The sequence below is a fragment of the Occallatibacter savannae genome, assembly GCF_003131205.1.
GTDB lineage: Bacteria > Acidobacteriota > Terriglobia > Terriglobales > Acidobacteriaceae > Telmatobacter > Telmatobacter savannae.
The window spans coordinates 215,583-231,928 of record NZ_QFFY01000002.1 but is presented as its reverse complement, the minus strand read 5'-3'; the positions used below and the strand labels follow the sequence as shown (position 1 = coordinate 231,928).

At 60.0% G+C, this 16,346-nt stretch carries 19 protein-coding genes and 1 other RNA gene; 10 read left to right on the top strand and 10 right to left on the bottom strand.

The features are described from left to right. Positions 1–16: 16 nt before the first annotated feature. Positions 17–453: RNase P RNA component class A (gene rnpB / locus DHV10_RS08435), an RNA gene on the top strand. A gap of 309 nt (positions 454–762) precedes the next feature. Beyond that, a complete protein-coding gene (locus tag DHV10_RS08430) occupies positions 763–990 on the top strand; it encodes a hypothetical protein (protein WP_109485918.1) in 228 nt (75 codons plus the stop codon). On the opposite strand, the gene DHV10_RS08425 is transcribed toward DHV10_RS08430, so the two are convergent. After that, a complete protein-coding gene (locus DHV10_RS08425; protein ID WP_109485917.1) occupies positions 987–1,238 on the bottom strand; it encodes a hypothetical protein in 252 nt (83 codons plus the stop codon). The two genes, DHV10_RS08430 and DHV10_RS08425, sit on opposite strands and share 4 nt — an antisense overlap. 204 nt (positions 1,239–1,442) lie before the next feature. Here DHV10_RS08425 and DHV10_RS08420 point away from each other — a divergent pair, with 204 nt between their 5' ends. Continuing rightward, entirely contained in the window at positions 1,443–2,114 is a 672-nt protein-coding gene (locus tag DHV10_RS08420; protein WP_109485916.1) for a PilZ domain-containing protein, read from the top strand. A 623-nt stretch (positions 2,115–2,737) separates the two neighbouring features. Here the strand turns inward: DHV10_RS08420 and DHV10_RS08415 are convergent. Both DHV10_RS08415 and DHV10_RS08410 read right to left on the bottom strand, forming a co-directional pair. Next, positions 2,738–3,124, bottom strand: coding sequence for a response regulator (locus tag DHV10_RS08415; protein ID WP_162601332.1), 387 nt, complete (start codon positions 3,122–3,124; stop codon positions 2,738–2,740). A 202-nt stretch (positions 3,125–3,326) separates the two neighbouring features. Then, positions 3,327–3,755 carry a hypothetical protein gene (locus DHV10_RS08410; protein ID WP_162601331.1) on the bottom strand — a complete coding sequence of 143 codons (429 nt, stop codon included), beginning with the start codon at positions 3,753–3,755 and terminating at the stop codon, positions 3,327–3,329. A 199-nt stretch (positions 3,756–3,954) separates the two neighbouring features. Here DHV10_RS08410 and DHV10_RS08405 point away from each other — a divergent pair, with 199 nt between their 5' ends. Both DHV10_RS08405 and DHV10_RS08400 read left to right on the top strand, forming a co-directional pair. Continuing rightward, entirely contained in the window at positions 3,955–4,191 is a 237-nt protein-coding gene (locus DHV10_RS08405) for a hypothetical protein (RefSeq protein WP_109485913.1), read from the top strand. A gap of 364 nt (positions 4,192–4,555) precedes the next feature. Continuing rightward, positions 4,556–4,807 (top strand): hypothetical protein, encoded by a 252-nt coding sequence (locus DHV10_RS08400; protein ID WP_162601330.1) that lies wholly within the window; start codon positions 4,556–4,558, stop codon positions 4,805–4,807. 360 nt (positions 4,808–5,167) lie between these two features. Here DHV10_RS08400 and DHV10_RS08390 read toward each other — a convergent pair whose 3' ends face one another. The 3 genes from DHV10_RS08390 to DHV10_RS27000 all read right to left on the bottom strand — a co-directional run bounded on the left by DHV10_RS08390 (position 5,168) and on the right by DHV10_RS27000 (position 6,390). Then, the gene (locus tag DHV10_RS08390; protein WP_162601329.1) at positions 5,168–5,341 is read right to left on the bottom strand and encodes a hypothetical protein; all 174 of its coding nucleotides are present in this window, start codon (positions 5,339–5,341) and stop codon (positions 5,168–5,170) included. Between the two features lie 306 nt (positions 5,342–5,647). Continuing rightward, positions 5,648–5,896 carry a hypothetical protein gene (locus DHV10_RS08385; protein ID WP_162601328.1) on the bottom strand — a complete coding sequence of 83 codons (249 nt, stop codon included), beginning with the start codon at positions 5,894–5,896 and terminating at the stop codon, positions 5,648–5,650. 242 nt (positions 5,897–6,138) lie between these two features. Further along, complete coding sequence (locus DHV10_RS27000) at positions 6,139–6,390, bottom strand: hypothetical protein (protein ID WP_162601327.1); 252 nt, start codon at positions 6,388–6,390, stop codon at positions 6,139–6,141. 600 nt (positions 6,391–6,990) lie between these two features. Between DHV10_RS27000 and DHV10_RS08370 the strand changes: the two genes are divergently transcribed. The 3 genes from DHV10_RS08370 (at position 6,991) to sucB (ending at position 9,966) form a co-directional block, all read left to right on the top strand. Beyond that, positions 6,991–7,377, top strand: a complete 387-nt coding sequence (locus tag DHV10_RS08370; RefSeq protein WP_109485906.1) for a hypothetical protein — start codon at positions 6,991–6,993, stop codon at positions 7,375–7,377. Positions 7,378–7,407: 30 nt separating this feature from the next. After that, entirely contained in the window at positions 7,408–8,235 is an 828-nt protein-coding gene (lipB, locus tag DHV10_RS08365) for a lipoyl(octanoyl) transferase LipB (RefSeq protein WP_109485905.1), read from the top strand. Between the two features lie 102 nt (positions 8,236–8,337). Continuing rightward, positions 8,338–9,966 (top strand): 2-oxoglutarate dehydrogenase, E2 component, dihydrolipoamide succinyltransferase, encoded by a 1,629-nt coding sequence (sucB, locus tag DHV10_RS08360; RefSeq protein WP_109485904.1) that lies wholly within the window; start codon positions 8,338–8,340, stop codon positions 9,964–9,966. A 75-nt stretch (positions 9,967–10,041) separates the two neighbouring features. Here sucB and DHV10_RS08355 read toward each other — a convergent pair whose 3' ends face one another. The 3 genes from DHV10_RS08355 to DHV10_RS08345 all read right to left on the bottom strand — a co-directional run bounded on the left by DHV10_RS08355 (position 10,042) and on the right by DHV10_RS08345 (position 12,441). Then, complete coding sequence (locus DHV10_RS08355; protein ID WP_239461399.1) at positions 10,042–11,025, bottom strand: YVTN family beta-propeller repeat protein; 984 nt, start codon at positions 11,023–11,025, stop codon at positions 10,042–10,044. A gap of 55 nt (positions 11,026–11,080) precedes the next feature. Continuing rightward, positions 11,081–11,512 carry a VOC family protein gene (locus tag DHV10_RS08350; RefSeq protein WP_109485903.1) on the bottom strand — a complete coding sequence of 144 codons (432 nt, stop codon included), beginning with the start codon at positions 11,510–11,512 and terminating at the stop codon, positions 11,081–11,083. Between the two features lie 107 nt (positions 11,513–11,619). Then, positions 11,620–12,441, bottom strand: coding sequence for a helix-turn-helix domain-containing protein (locus DHV10_RS08345; protein WP_109485902.1), 822 nt, complete (start codon positions 12,439–12,441; stop codon positions 11,620–11,622). A gap of 85 nt (positions 12,442–12,526) precedes the next feature. Here DHV10_RS08345 and DHV10_RS08340 point away from each other — a divergent pair, with 85 nt between their 5' ends. Together DHV10_RS08340 and DHV10_RS08335 are read left to right on the top strand one after the other, a co-directional pair. Then, positions 12,527–13,120: a YkgJ family cysteine cluster protein gene (locus DHV10_RS08340; protein WP_109485901.1), complete on the top strand. Its 594-nt coding sequence runs from the start codon at positions 12,527–12,529 to the stop codon at positions 13,118–13,120. Positions 13,121–13,201: 81 nt separating this feature from the next. After that, positions 13,202–13,549 (top strand): DUF503 domain-containing protein, encoded by a 348-nt coding sequence (locus DHV10_RS08335; protein ID WP_338042587.1) that lies wholly within the window; start codon positions 13,202–13,204, stop codon positions 13,547–13,549. A gap of 108 nt (positions 13,550–13,657) precedes the next feature. Here DHV10_RS08335 and DHV10_RS08330 read toward each other — a convergent pair whose 3' ends face one another. Then, the gene (locus DHV10_RS08330; protein ID WP_109485900.1) at positions 13,658–16,327 is read right to left on the bottom strand and encodes an ABC transporter permease; all 2,670 of its coding nucleotides are present in this window, start codon (positions 16,325–16,327) and stop codon (positions 13,658–13,660) included. Positions 16,328–16,346 lie beyond the last annotated feature (19 nt).

Sequence of the window (16,346 nt, the reverse complement as noted above, 5' to 3'; positions counted from 1 at the left end):
GGTAAACTAAACACGGCAAGGGGACCGGGCGGTCGCTGCCGGTGCGATGTACGCAAGTACAGAGCAGCCGGGGGAGGAAAGTCCGAACTCCGCAGGGTAGTGTGCCGGATAACGTCCGGGATGCGGGCTTCAAGGCCCGTAGACGGCCAGTGCCACAGAAAACATACCGCCGCCGGAAACTCGTTTCCGGCGGTAAGGGTGAAAAGGTGCGGTAAGAGCGCACCGCTCCGGCGGTAACGGCGGAGGCAGGGTAAACCCCACACGGAGCAAGACCAAATAGGGAGGAAAGCGCCCGCTAAGAGTCAGGCGGCGCTGCGTATCGGCCCGATGCGCCAAGGCGGCTCGAGCAATTGCCGAAACCTCCGGGTAGGTCGCTGATGAGCGCCGGCGGTAACGCCGCGCCTAGAGGAATGACCGCACACGACAGAATTCGGCTTACAGGCCTCTTGCCATCATCTTCGTCGCGCCGACAACGCCCATCTTCACAACCATCCCTGTTGTGTCCGGGTTTCACCGAGCGTCCGACAAATAAACCTAGGGTATTTACCAGGTCAGCGCATCCAAGCATTCAGTAAGACGGGCCCCGGACGTGAGCCGCAGCCCGCGTGCTCCGTCCAGCGAAGAGCCCGCCGCAAGGCGGGCTTCTCGCAAACACTCACTTCCTTCAACGAGGATTGCCGCTCCGAGTACTGAGGAGTTTGTGCTTTCCGCTTTCACCGTCTCTTCACGCGGCATCCAAGTAGGTGAAAGAGGAACGTCTCCTTGCCCACGTTCGACCGGGACAAAATCCTGACCGCAATCGCGCTCCCGTTCCTGGCGATCGTCGCCGCGATGTTCGCGCTGGTGCGTCTCATTCTCCGCGCCATCTCGCGCCTCACCGGCTGGCAGGTCGCCTGGCCTCCCGTGCTTGTAGAGGATGAAGCATCGCCGCGCACCCGGCCTCACTCCAGAACAACCGCGCCGCCCCGGCGCCGCCGTACGCGCCGCTAGTTCACCCTCGCGATCGACCACCCGATATAGGCCAGCACTGAATCCGCCGCCAGACAGAGAAACCACCGCACCCAGTAGGGCCAGTGCACCTGCGTGCGAAATGAGATGGAGAGAGTCAGCGCGCTCAGCAGAATGCAGGAGATTCGCAGGGTCAGCGGCAGTTGAGAAGCCCCGATACCAATAACCGCGAATGCCAGCCCAACAATCCCGAGAGTGTCCGGGAGCCCCGAGTGATCCAGTCGCAGCACGCCTGTTGATCATTTCACTCCGCAGCGGTGCTCATGTAAGGAATTCGTAAGGATCACCAGCACGGACTCGACGACGACAACGGTGCGCGCCCCGGCGAGCTGCGGCCTGCATATGCCTACAAAGCCGCATCCTCCTGCACGTTGGTGGAATAGCTGCCGCATGCACCCCGGCGCTACCCTTTGTTGAACTCCTGACGAACGATCATGTTGAAATCTGATCCCTGTGAAAGTGCGGACAGAGCACAGCAGTTCACCGCCGAGCCGGCTGCGGAAACTCGCCCATCGCCAGAGCTCTCTGACCTCGTCGATTGGGATCGCCTTGCGCGACACCCGCGCCTTGAGCCCATCGTCCGCCGCTTCTTCTCCGATCAGCGCAAGTTCAGCCGTCTCGTTCTTCCCAATGTCGTCGGGTACATTGGCACGGCTCATTCTTCCAGACCGCATCGCATCGCCGACATCAGTGTCGGCGGCTTCTGCATGATCATCGACGACTCCTGGACGCCCGGCACCGAATTGCCCATCACCTTGAAACGCGAAGACTGGGACGGCGAAGAATCGCCTCAGCGTGTTACCGTGCAGGCCCGCGTCGTCCGCTCCGGCCAGAACGGAACAGGCTTCTCCATCGCCCTGGGCTCATCCACGGCGACCGACATCTACGATGACGCGCACCGCATCGAGCGCAAGCAAATGGAGGAGTTCCTTCAGGAACTGCAGAAACCGAAAGCTCCGCGCTCACTCCTGATCCCCCTATCTTCCGAAAGACCGCTGCTCCTCAGCGAACGCACCAGGCTGCTGCTCGAAATCGCAAGCTCCTACCGCCTCTCCGCTGCCTCGGAGCTTTGGTACCCCGAACAGGACAACCTCAACATCGGCTGAGCCGTGCTGGCGTCCGTGCATCGCAGCTTTTCGAGATAAGCGGGCGTAAGTCCTCCTCTACACTTCGGGTGATGAAGTCTCCCGCCTCTTGAGACCCGGGGACTCACATTGAACCGAGCATTGAACCTCGGGCAAGTTTTGCCCTGTCAAGCTCGCCCTCGGTCCGAAATTCCGCTAAGTAACTCATTCCATGGCGCAAATGGTTCCGCAGCCACGTTGCAGTCTATTTCATCGTTCCTGTCACAATGGAATTAGCTCAGGATAACCAGGATGCGATTCCGTCAGGTCCAGCGGTCCATTTGTGCAAAGGGACTGGTGACCCCGCTCAATCGCTCCTAAGTCAAGCAGGGAGAAGCACTTACAGCTAAGTCCATTCGTAAGATACACTTGGCGCTCGCGCTCTACCGTAACTGATTGAAAATAGGATTCTTGTTCACAAGGTATAGGGAGGGGGAGGCGGTAGGTGTGCGGTTCGTACCGGCGCATCGCTGACGTCTCGGACCGGGAGCTGTGCCCCGTTCATCCTGCTTCTTCGCGAGGAGCGGGCGTCAATCAGATCAGGTGTGGATCACGTCGCACCCAGTGCATTCGGGCGCAGGCGGATCCGCCGCAGCCTTTAACTTCTAGACGGACCGGGCTTCAGAGCACTGCTCACGAAGCTCCTCAAGGATCGTTCCGGGATGGATCGGCTTCCGCAGAATCTTGAAGTCGTGCCCGGCATTTGCCGCAGCCAACATCAACTGCGCAGCGTCCTCGGTCCCGGTAAACAGCACGATCTTCGCAACTGGATTGAGGTTTCGGAAGATCACTGCAAGGCGGACTCCGTTGAGCGGCTCCATCACCACGTCCGACAAAAGCACATCGAAGTGCGACTTATAGGCGTGCTGCAGAGCTTCAGGGCCGCTGAAAGCAGCTACTGCTTCAAATCCGTTCCTGCTGAGAATGAGGGCGAGCGTGGTGGCAATAACGTGGTCGTCGTCCACGACGAGGACGCGCGGCGTGCGAGGCATGTTGTGCTCCGATCCTGTAGATGCGGCTGCGCAGATGAGCGGGAGAAACGGACGCAGCATGGCCCGTATTCCGGAAGGATCGGACCCTAGAATGCACAGAGAAAGGGAGCGCGCCTCGTGAACGAGAGGCTTCAACCATAGGCTCTGACATCCACTTAAGTACAGTTCATTTTGATAATGTCGTAAGAATAGCTGGCAGACTTCAGTGCTGATTGCCAGTCTTGGAGGCGATTCTCAGGTTCTCCTCGCCCGGTGCGGCTCCCTGCGGAGGCTTCGCCCGTTCCGGATCGCGATGTTCGGCAATCACGGTTGCGATCTTCAACAGCCACTCGCGCGGCTCGCACAAGTTCGGCACCACGGCATCGAAATCACCGCCGCGGAATGGCGACTCGCGATCTGCAAACAGCACAATCGGCGCACTCGTCAGCGCGCGGCACGTGCCAAGAAGCATGCGCGACGGCGGCTCCGGCGTGCACTGAAACAGAACCGCGTCCACAGCTCCGGCAGCCAGGGCCTGCCGCAGCGCATCCGCCTCGCACACACAGGCTTCAACGCCGTAACCCATGTGCTTCAGGACGCTCACTCGAGCGCATACATCTCGCCCAACAAACAGAATCTGCCCGGAAGTCATATCGACCTCGATGTCGGAATAGAGGCCCGGATACAACTGAAAGCAACGCGATTCTCGCGCAATTCGATTCGGAAGTAAAGAGGCTGGATGCATGCGCAATTCGATAAGGCCAAAGCGGAAAAAATAGCCCGGAAACGAGGGATTTCACTAGTTTTTGCGGCGCAACTTCGATGCTAGAATCTGCAGCCGGAGGGAGAAAATGCGTTCACTTCGGCCGCTGGAATTCAATCACCGGATGAATGCGAACGGATCGATGGACTCGATCTGCTCGCGATGCTATGAGACGATCGCAACCTCGATGTGGGAAGCGGAATTGGAACTGGCCGAGTCCGCGCACACATGCGAGCGGCAGGGCCTGCGCATCTTCGAAATGACCCACAAGCCGCCGTTCCGCGAAACATGGTCGCCGCGAAAATCGCTGGATAAAACCGCCTGATCCCTGCACGCTCCGTCAGATCGGATCCGCGTCCCGGAGTTCCATCCAACACCTTCCCGAGTTCCTGTCTGATGCGGTGCCCGAGAAGGTGCCTCAGCTCGATTACAGAGTGGTCGTCCTGAATCCATTCGTTGCTGGATTCCTTCCTGGATTTCGACATGACGCAGCGTCGATCTAAGGGGCTCCAGAGAATGTTTACAGGTACGGTTACTCATAAAACTGCCGTCCCTTTAGACATTGCGTTGCGGGGATGGAATCTCATGGACGGAATTCCAGATGACGCCAGTCACATGAATTCGTTACTCCTAAGTCGTTGACAAGCCTTCTTCACGCATGATTCCTTTAGGGGCAACAGAGTGCATCCTTGCCGATCCTCTTACATCGAGTTTTGACCTTTGCCGCTGTCCCGTTCCTGGCGCTGTTCGGGTTCGCGTTTCTGTGCGTCCGCGCGATTCTTGCCGCAGGCATGCGGCTCGCAGGATTGGAACTGGCTTGGCCGCCCGTCATGGTGAATGAAGAGGATCAGCCGCCGGTGCTGCCCTCCCTGAATTCCGGCGCTTCGCGACCATCGCTGCCGCAGAACGCGATGACCAGGGTAGACGCTCCCCGGTTCTAACGCGCGCTCTACTCCCTGCGCGCGACACTCCGCGAACTCGCTGCTGCCTCGAGCTCCTTGATACGCGCGCGCAGAATTCGCCTCAGATCCGCAACGCTGTCGCTGTCGTAGCCCGTCTCACCTTCAAAGCGCCGCAATACCGCCCTGAGTGCATCGAGCAAACTCTCGTCGTGAAGAATCTTCAACCTCTACCTGCCTGCGATCTCTTGCGTTCGAGTTCCATCACTTCCATCTGGTGGATCCGCCTTCGCAAAAGCCGCTTCAGTTCCGACTGCTCCGATGCGTCGGGCCTATTCAGGCAGTCCAGTTTTCTCAGGGTGTCGCGGAGCGCATCCAGCATCGGCCGTCCTGGCTGAATGCTCATGCGTTCCGGTCCATGCGGCCGCGAATCGCCGTCACCTCAACCTGCAGCTCGACTGTCTGCCGCCGGTCCGCTTCAGACTCCAGCGAGTGCTTCGGCAGCGCCTCTTTCATCGCGTCGAGTGCGACTGCCGTGTCTTCAAGAATGAATACGCTTGTAAATACCTTGATCACTGCAACCTCCATGGGTGAGCGCCGAGCGATCCCGTACAGACGCGTCCTGTTCGCGCAGCAATAGCCACACGGCAGGTCAAGCCTGATGAAGTTTCTGCTCTGGTTCCCTATTCAGGTCGTGCGGGGAAAACGGGAGGCAGAGGTTCGGCGGGAAACGGGATCAACCCGGGCCCTGCATCGCTACTTTTGCAATGCTCCCACGGAAACAACACCGAGGATGTGAGATAAATCACATTACTCGGGGCTTTCCCGCAAAACCGCGCTGTACTTAGAAGGACGCCCAGTGTTGGTCCGGTATGTCTGGTCCTAGTCCAGCCTGATCCCCATTCGTCTGGCAAGCAGACGATCCCAATCGGTCAGGCGGTTCTCGAAGGTGTTCTCGCCATCGTGCTTCACGATCGCAGCCCGCACCGCATAGGCCCACATGTCGAAGTCGCGCATCTTTTCGCTGTTATCGGGATCGGCCAGCGACTTCTCTCCCAGGTTGTACACCGCCGCCACCAGCTCGTCGATCACTGAGTAGTAGCCCCGCTTCGCGATCAGTCCACCGACCATTGCACTGATCGCCTCCTGATGCTCGGCGTCCCGTGACGCCCCCCGATGTTCTGCTTGTTCCATCCCGAGTGTCCTCTTGGCAGCGTTGTTTCTGCGTCACTCTACACGGCATCATCAAATCCCCGGGCAAGGCTGTCAACTGATTCAACAGTAATGCGTAGCCGTAACTGCATGGGCGTAACGCTTTTAACCGAAAAATAGAGGAAGCAGACATTGCGTAACGGATTTATCGGTCGTTATACTCAAGTCCTCTCAGCATGAAGGTGAACCGGATCATCGTCAGGGCTCTGCTCCTGATTTCGCTGCTTTGTCCACTGGCCCTGCAGGCCTTTGGCAGCCGCGTCAGTTCGCCTTCTTGCCGTGTGCCCAAACACGCGAGCTCGCCACACCGGCAAAGCCATGCAGGCAAACCGCTGCTCAATGCCGTTCTTTGCGCGTCGGCTGATCGCTCGCCCGCTCAAAGGCTCCACCGGCACCGCGGCAAGAGAGTCCATCTCGATTCGCTCCTCGTTCTCGCCTCCGATTCCGGGACGATGACGGCGCAGATCGCATCGCCAATCACTCTGCACTCGCAGAACCCGAACGGACCCAATCCGTCTCGCGGACCTCCCACCTCTTCTCTCTAACTACTCGCCTCGCGTTTCCTGATCACCGTTTCGCTCCCGGCACGTGTTTGCCCAGTCAACGTGTCCTGATCGGCTCCGGAGATCGCTCCACCCTCGTTCAGCACCAGGCTCTACCGCGACTTTCACTTCAGGTTTCAGTTTGGATTCCTTTCGCATTCTTGCCAGGAGGGAATCCAACGGACGAGCGTCCACCCTCCAAGGGCGCTGGTCCGAACAGGGTTGGAACGCCCGGGGAAGGCGGGTCCAACCCACTTGTGCCGGCAGATCGCGTCCTTGAACCGATCTCCGGCGCCGCAGGCAGTGCCGCCCGCCCCGGTCGACACTGCCTGCTTTTCCAATCCTGTACGTTCTCTCTGAATCAGGAAGGCAAAGAGGCGCATCCATTTTGAAGACTCGCCTTCCCCGAATTTCGTTCTGCGGTTCCATTCGCACAAACCGGTTTCGCATCTGCCGTTTGAAGGAGGCCTCTTGAAAATCGCTGCCACCATTGCCCGCTACCTGATGGGCATCATCTTTCTCGTCTTCGGGTCAAACATGTTCCTGCATTTCATCCCCACGCCTCCCATGCCTCCCGGCCCCATGGCAGACTTCACCCGGGCTTTCGCCGTCTCCCACTACGACATCGCCATTGGCTTCTTCCAGGTCGCTCCGGCAATTCTGCTTCTGATCAATCGCTACATCCCGCTTGCACTCACCGTTCTGGCGGGGATGATCATCAACATCGACCTCACCCACATCACGATGGCTCCCTCGGGACTTCCCATGGCTGCCATTATCAGCCTCCTGTGGCTGCTCGTTTTCCTGCGTGTCCGCTCGAACTTCGCGCCCATCTTTGAGCCTGCCCCGCAGCGCTGACACCGCCCGCCTCCATACAATGAAGTCGTGATGATCGAGTACCTCTACCTCGGCCGCGTTGCCTACGACGATGCCCTTCGCATTCAGGCTGAAGTCGCGGCGCTGCGCCTCGCCGGGGTCATCGAGAACACTCTTCTTCTCCTCGAGCATCCGCCGGTCCTCACCCTGGGACGCAACGCCAGCCGAGCCAACGTTCTCGCGTCGGATGAACTGCTCTCCCAGCGTGGGGTCACCCTCCACGAGATCAACCGCGGCGGCGACGTCACGTACCACGGTCCCGGCCAGCTCGTGGGGTACCCCATCTTTGACCTTCGCAGCCTGCAGAACTCCAGAGGTGGCCGCCTCGGCCCGGTCGACTTCGTCCGCTTGATGGAGGAAGCCCTCATTCGTCTCTGCGGTGTGTACGGCGTCCGCGCCGGCCGCATCGCAGGACTCACCGGCGTGTGGTGTGGTCTTCATGATTCACAGCCGGGGCCTGCGCGCGAACGCAAGATCGCAGCCATCGGCATCCACGTCTCCCGCGGAATTACCTCGCACGGTTTTGCCTTCAACGTTTCAACGGATCTGCGCGACTTCCAGCTGATCAACCCTTGCGGGATCACCGATAAGCCCGTCACCAGCCTCAACCTCGAAGTGCCCCCGGACGTGACGATTCCGTCTCTCGAGAACGTCGCCCATCAGGCCGCCAGCCAGTTCGGCCACGTGTTCGCGCAACAGGTCCTCGCCATCGACTCCTTGGACACTCTCCGGGCCCACGCCGAAGCGAGGGAGAATTTCCCCGCCAACGACACTCCGCTCCAGACCCCCACCGAAGTCCACCGCCTCCACGGCGAGCCCGATCGCCCGATCGATGCCTGACGTATAGCTTTGCCCCGTCCGTGGCGAGTTTCCCGTGATGAGCGGGAGTAGCGACGCAGCGTGCGCCCCGCAATTTATAATCCGGCAGGAGCCGAACGATTCATGCCAACCCCCGTCATCATGCCCCAGATGGGCGAGTCAATCGTTGAAGGCACCATTACCAAGTGGCTCAAGAAAATCGGAGACTCCGTCGAAAAAGACGAGCCGCTCTTTGAAATCTCCACCGATAAAGTCGACGCCGAAATCCCCGCACCCAGCTCAGGCGTCCTGACGGAAATCAAATTCCCCGAAGGCGCAACCGTCGGCATCAACACCGTTGTCGCCATGCTTGACGGCGCTGCCGCAAACGCCGGATCGGCTCCGGCAACCGCGGCGAAGCCGCAATCAAACGCGCCGCAGGTGCCGGCGAAGCCGCAGTCAGCAGCACCGCAGATGCCGCAAGCGATCACACCGCAGGTGACGGGCAAAGGCGGGATCGAAATAGTGATGCCGCAGATGGGTGAATCCATCTTCGAAGGCACCATCACCAAGTGGCTCAAGCAAGTCGGAGATTCTGTCAAGAAAGACGAGCCGCTGTTCGAAATCTCCACCGACAAGGTCGACGCCGAGATTCCCTCGACCGTAGACGGCATCCTCACCGAAATTCGGGCGCACGAAGGCGAAACGGTCCAGATCAACGCGGTCGTCGCTATCATCGGCGGCAGCGCTCCTCTAGAAACTACCGCACTGCCGCAATCTGCTCCGACGCCGCAACCAACAAAACCAGCCGCACCGCAATCCAGCGCAGCTCCCGTACACCAACCAGCCCCGATCCACACCGGGGACAAGATCAAGTCATCGCCGCTGGTCCGCCGCATTGCGAAAGAGCACAACATCGACCTGCGCTACGTTCCCGGCTCCGGCTCGAACGGACGCATCAACAAGCAGGACATTCTCGCTTACCTCGAAAAAGGGTCGGCCGCACAGCAGGTGCAGCTCCCGCAAACAGCTATACCAAGGCCTGAGGCGAGCCAGCCCAAAGATCTCACCGCCGAAGTGGTCCCTCTCACCAAGATGCGCGCCATCATCGCGCAGCGCATGGTCGAGAGCAAGCGCATCGCCCCGCACGTCCACTCCATCTACAAGGTCGACATGACGCGCATCGCGCGCCTCCGCGATCGCGAACGCGCTGCCTTCGAGCAGCGCCACGGCGTCAAGCTCACCTACATGCCGTTTATTGCCGTCGCGGCAGTCGAAGCCTTGCGTCGTCATCCCATCGTCAACGCATCGCTTGTCGACAACGCCATCCACTATCACGCCAACATCAATCTCGGCATTGCCGTGGCCCTTGAGTGGGGACTCATCGTGCCCACGGTCCGGGAATCCGAAAAGCGCAGCTTCGCAGACCTCGCCCGCAGCATCGCCGACCTTGCCGGTCGTGCCCGCGCAAAGAAGCTCTCGCCCAACGAAGTGGGCGGCTCCACCTTCACCCTCACCAATCCCGGTATCTTCGGCGACGAGTTCGGCCTGCCCATCATCAATCAGCCTGAATCCGCCATCCTCGCCATCGGCGCGCTCAAGAAAGAGCCCGTCGTCCTGAGCGACGCAGAAGGCAACGACACCATCGCAATTCGCTCCATGCAGTACTACTGCCTCGGCTTCGACCACCGATTGATCGACGGCGCCGACGCCGGCAAATTCATGAGCGAATTCAAACACCAGCTCGAAACCTGGGACCGCCCCCTCAGTTAGGAACGGGTGCCCCTGGTCTCCTGCCACCGGAGACCAGGGATACGAAGTCGAGCGTCCCCTAATGCCTGTTCCCTGCTACTTCGCCCAAGCCAGGCCATCCGAATTGTTCCCGCTGTTGATCGTCCGTGTCGTCTTCCAACTACCCAGATCGATCTCCGACACCGTCCCGGCCTTCGAACACGATACGTACGCCGTCTTCCCATCCGGCTGCACCAGCACCTCTTGCGGGTAATCTCCAACAGCAACCGTCCGAGCCACCTGCATCGTCTTCACATCGATAACGGCAACCTTGTTCTGATCCGCCAGTGCCACCAGCAGCCACTTTCCATCCGGCGTCACCGCAGATCCGTACCCAACGCCCTCCATCGGGATCCACTTCGCCACTTCATTCTTGGCCGTATCGATCGCCGCCATCTGCGCCTTCGTCTGGTCCGCTGTGAACACCCACTTGTCGTCCGGCGTAATCGAGATCCGCTGCGTGGTGTCCGAAATCTTGATGACCTTCAGCACCTTCCGCCCCGGCACATCGATCACCGACACCGTCCCCGGCCCCACGTTCGCCGTGTACGCGCGCTTCCCGTCGTGCGACAGCACCGCCATGTGGCTCTGCTCCTGCCCCGTCGGGAGCGCTCCCAGAACCTTCAGCGTCTTCGGATCGATGATCGTGATTGTCTTATCCAGTTCCGTCGTCACGTAGAGCAGGCCGTCCTTCGGCCCAATCAGAGGGCAGTGCGGCCGCACGCCATGATTGAAGCGCACGTCGCCAGTCACCTTGCGCGAAGCAATGTCGATCGCAACAATCGTGTCGCCGTCGGTGCCCGGCTTGCCCACACCCGAGTTGCCATAGATCGGCACAAACGCAGTCTTCCCGTCCCCCGACGCAATCAACTCGTGCCCCGTCGTACCGCCCTCAGGAACCGTGCCCACCACCGACCCGCTCGTCGGATCGACGATCGCCATGCTCTGCGTTCCCTTCACCGCCACCAGCAGCCGCGACTGCGCGCTCGCCGCACCCGCACACACCACCATACCCGCAATCACAAAACCAGAAATCTTCAATCGGTGACCTCCACCAGTCAAAGCGACTATATCGCACGGAGGCTCGCTCTACGGACTACGAATGTGCGGCCCACGGATTGTACGTGCCCGCGCTCCACGAGTGCCCCTCGGGATCCTTCACCGTGAACTCGCGGCTGCCGTAATCTGTGTTCTGCAACTCCCGCACGATCCTCCCGCCCGCTGCCTTCGCGCGCTGATAGGCAGCATCCGCATCGGCTACCACGATGTACACACTCCGCGTCTCCGCATCGCCGACATCAGCGGGCGACCTGAACCGGCCGCTCTGCTCGTCATCCCTCTCCGACCCCAGCATAATCATGCCTCCGCCGAGCGTCAGCTCCGCATGACCCACCGTTCCGTTCGGCCCCGGATACACCGCATGCTTTTCAAACCCAAACACGTTGCACAACCACTCGATGGCCGCATGCGCATCGCGATAGCGCATCGCGGGCATTACAGACGAGCCAGAACTGGATTCATTCGCCATATCAACCTCCTCGGGATTCACCGCGGCAAGAATGCCAGACCGCGCTCCTAGGCTTCTTGGAAAAATCGGAACTGAATGCAACACCTCGGATGAGCTGCGAACTGTCGTCAATCGGTTCGAATGTGATTCGCCCAAATCGTTCGCCGTGCCGTGTAAGTGCTCACGTCGACGCCCGAAAATGCCCTGAACTCATTCGCAAAGTGCGACTGGTCGTAATATCCGCAATCCAGAACCAGCTCCGCCCATCGCATCTCCACGCCCGCATGAAGCTGCCGCACCGCTTGCTGAAACCGTTGCAGCCGGCACCAAACCTTCGGCGTAAGCCCAACCTCCTCGCGAAACACCTGCGAAAATCGCCGCTCGCTCCACCCGATATGTCGCGATGCTCCTCGCACGCTCGCCGCGCTCGGAAGCTCCGCAAAATACCGCAGCGCAAAGTTCACCTGTGGAGCCCGGCTATGCGCTGCAAGCTTCTCCTCGAATCTCCCCAGTAGGAACCGCTCGAGGCATGCCAGTCGATCGCGTGGATTTTCAATGTCGCGCAACCGACCTCGAAGACTCTCCGCGTTCCGTCCCCATACGTGCTCTAGCGCAACGCTTCGGTTGCTGAACTTGTCCGCCGCATCCAATGCAAATGCCGGAAACCCGGCAGGCGCGAAGACAATCCCGATCAAATCGGACATATCCGAGGTGTCCACAATCTCGTAGACCGAACGCGCACCGACCACGAGAGCAGGCGACACCCGTCGATCAGGACCGACTTCCGCGCAATCCAGAATGAAGTCTCGCGACAGGTTCAAAATGATCTGAGTACAGCCGCTCGGCAAAATCCGTTCGCGATGGCGTACGGCATCGCCTACCCGTGCGTACCACAGCACGCGAATGAAACTTGCAAGCGGCGCAACGGGAATGCGCTCCAGGTAGAGCAAGGCGACCTCATCGCCGTTATAGCACGATGCCCGGCTTGAAACTGTCCCGGTACCGAAGAGGATTGATCTTCGATAGGCTATTCACATGCTCCTTCCCGCCCGCGACACCGAGCTCGTTCAGATCGTCGACGCCGCTCTCGCCGACGCTGCCCTTCGCGCCGGCCCGATGCTCGCCTGCCGCCCCGGCTGTACCCAGTGCTGCCACGGAGCCTTCTCGATCAACGCCCTCGACGCAGCCCGACTGCAGTCCGGCATGCACGATCTCGACTTATCCGATCCCCTCCTTGCCGAGTCAGTCCGCGACCGTGCCCGCACCTGGCTTGCCCAGCACGCCTCCGACTTCCCGGGCGATGTCACCACCGGAATCCTCGGCACATCGGAAGAAGATCAGTCCCGCTTTGAAGATTTCGCCAACGACGCCCCTTGCCCAGCGCTCAATCCCGACACAGGACTCTGCGACATCTATGCCTTCCGCCCCTTGACTTGCCGCGTCTTCGGGCCGCCCGTCCGAGTCGAAGCCGGCGATACCCTCGCCTGCTGCGAGCTCTGCTTCATCGGAGCCACACCCGATGAGATCGCCGACTGCGAAATGCCGCTCCCGCATGAACTCGAAGAACAGCTCATCCGCGAAACCGGCGGCTCCGGCGAAACCATCATCCCCTTCGCGCTCCTGCGCTGAAAGCGCTCGGTCGCGCCTGCAACCGCTCACTCCTGCCAACATATTTCGCAGACGCGCTACAATGAAGCACCCCGGAGAGTCATGCCCAGGGAATCTCTTCTTTCCTGGCCACCGCACGAGGCCGCGCACGTCATGCCCGTAGCCAATCTCACCCTCGAGCTCCGCATCGAGCACGCCAACTCCCTCAAAGACCGGCGCCATGTCGTCCGCTCCATGAAGGACCAGCTCCGCCAGAGCTTCAACATCTCCGTTGCCGAGATGGACGAAGCCGTCACCTGGCGCTCTGCCACTCTCGGCATCGTCGCCATCTCCAGTTCGCGCAGCTACCTCCACCAGCTCATCGAGGAAGTGGAGCGCGCCGCCCGCCGCATGACCAACGAACTGGGCGCCGACCTCGCCGACTCGTTCTGGGAATACCTCGAAAGCTGACTCTCTCGACAGCAAACGAAGTCGGTGCTTTGTTCTGCCTGAAATCGCACCGGCACTTAAGGCCCAAACTGAAGACTGAAAGCTGAGAGCTGAAGACTTGCCTCCACCCTACTCCCACCGCAGCGCCTTCACCGGATCCGTCTTCATCGCCGACCTCGCTGGAATCAGCACAGCCCCCAGCGCCACAATGCCCAGCATCACTGGCACAAGCACAAACGTCGCTGGATCCCGCGGCCCCACATGGAACAGCACGCTCTCCAGCACCCTCGTCAGCGCAAGCGATCCGCACATTCCTATGGCTCCCCCAATCACGATAAGCCGCACGCCCTCGCTCAGAATCAGCCGCAGCACATCTCCGCGATTCGCTCCCACGGCAATCCTGATCCCGATCTCCCGCGTCCTCTGTTGCGCCATAAACGCCACCACCCCGTACAGTCCGATCAGCGCCATCACGAGCCCCGTGCACGCAAAGAAACTCAACAGTGCCGTCTCGAACCGTGGCCGATCCGCCAGCTTGTTCACCATCGTCGAAACCCTCTCGATCTGCACCGGAGCATTCGCATCGATCTGCGCGATGCGCCCTCGAACCATCTGCTCCACGGTCACCGTCGGCAACGACGTTTCTATAAGCACCACCGTATGCCTGTTCCAGCTCTCCGGCCGATTTAGGCGCACTTCGTAATATTCGGGATCATCCTGCCCGATCAGGCCGGCATTTTTCACGTTTCCAGCCACGCCAACAACCGTGAACACCTGCTTGCCTAGCGAGAAATAAGGCTGAAACGTGGCATATTGCAGATGCTTGCCGATCGCATTCTCCTTTGGGAACAATCGTGCGGCCAGGAGTTGGCTCAGAATAATCGACTCACTGCCAGTGTTTCGATCGTCATCGGTGAACGCGCGGCCGGCAACGATCGGAATGCGCAAAACTTTGAAGTAGTCCGGCGTAACCTTACGAACCACAACCGTCCCGCCCGTGCCGTTTGGAGCGGCAGCTTTGCCATCGGCAAAGATTTCAGAGTAGCGGCTCTCATTGCGCCATCTGTCCAAATCAAGCGGCATAGATTCACTTATCCCAACAGCCGCAACGCCCGGCGTACTACGCAAAGTGGCTTCGATGCGGAGAAAGAAGTCCATGTAGGCCTGCATGGTCGGATATTGCTTAGCAGTGAGCGGAACTCGCACCGCCAGCACGCCACGCGTCTCCATCCCGAGATCCTCCAACTGGATGTTCCGGAAACTTCGAACCAGCAATAGAGCCCCTGCCAACAAAACAACGCTGACAGCAATCTGTAACACAACGGTGATGTTCCTCAAACGCGCATGCTGGCCCGAACTGCCGGCGCGCACCATCAACGCACCAACACCGGTTCGCTCCATTGCCGGAATCACACCCGTCACGCATGCGCTGATAAACGCTACAAAGATGGTGAAGCCAATCACGCGATTATCAATTCGCGCCTCCCCCATGAAGGGAATACCTGCGGGAGCGATCGCGATAAATGCACAAAGCAATCCTGCTGCAAGCCCGCATCCAAGCACAGTCCCAAAGGCTCCCAGGACTAGAGACTCGGTGAGCTCCTGAACGAGAAGTTGGACCCGGGTCGCGCCTAGAGCAGACCGTACTGCAAGCTCGCGTGCCCGAGCTGCCCGTCGTGCTGACAGAAGGCCGGTCATGTTGGCGCACGCAATCAGCAGCACCGCGAACACCGCTCCCAGTAGCACCTTGGCCGCAAGATATGCGTTCTGCATCTGCCGGTCGCGCAACGACCGAACCTCAAGACGGAAGTCTTTCCGGATCTCCGCAGGAATCCACTGCTGCGTGTGCAGAAAGAGTGGCGTCATCTCCGCCTTAGCCTCCGCAACCGTGATGCCAGGCTTCAAACGTGCGAAAGCCCACATCGGGTATCCGATTCCTGCATTCACGGTGTGCTGTGCGGCAATATCGGTCTGCGCTGGCATCAGCAGGTCAGCTGCCTGCAATCGGGGCATCTCGAACCCGCGAGGCAGCACACCAACGATTCTGTACAGTTCGTCATCGATTTCGATCGACCTAGTAACAACATCCGGCGACCGGTTGAACCTGCTCAGCCAGAGCGCATCCGAAATGATCACAGAGCGCGGTCCGTGCGGTACGTCCTCTTCCGGCACAAAATTGCGGCCTGCCTCCACCGACACGCCCAGGGTTGAGAGGAAATTCTGCGCTACGATCGCACATTCAAGGTGAAGAGGATTGTTCTCTGTTAGATTGCACTCCTGCGCGCCTCGTTCAAACGTCATCGACTCAAACGGTCTCTGGTTATCGCGCCACTCGTAAAAAAATCCGCCTAGAGTAAACTCCTGCCGTTCCAGTGACTGCGCGAGCCCAATCGAGACAAGCCGGTCGTCATGCGCGTACGGCAAGCTCCGGAACAGAATCCGGTCCACCACGCTGAACACCGCCGTGGTCGCCCCAATTCCCAACGCCAGCGTCACCACCGCCGCAAGTGCGAACACCGGGCTGCGCCGGAACCCGCGTAGTGCATACCGCACATCGCGCACCACGCTCTCAATCGCAGGCAGCGTCGCCCGGTCTCGATAGGCCTGCCTTGCCTGCTCTGCTCCACCCAGCCGCAGCAACGCATCACGACGGGCCTCCGTCTCGCTCAGCCCTGCAGCCACGCCATCGCGTGCGTGTTCGGCGATGTGGCTTTCCAGCTCCGCGTCGAAATCACTCTGTGCCCGCACACTTCCGAGCAGCGCACCAAGCCGCATCCAGAACGCACGCAACCTCCGCATTCCGACCTCCCACGAAACC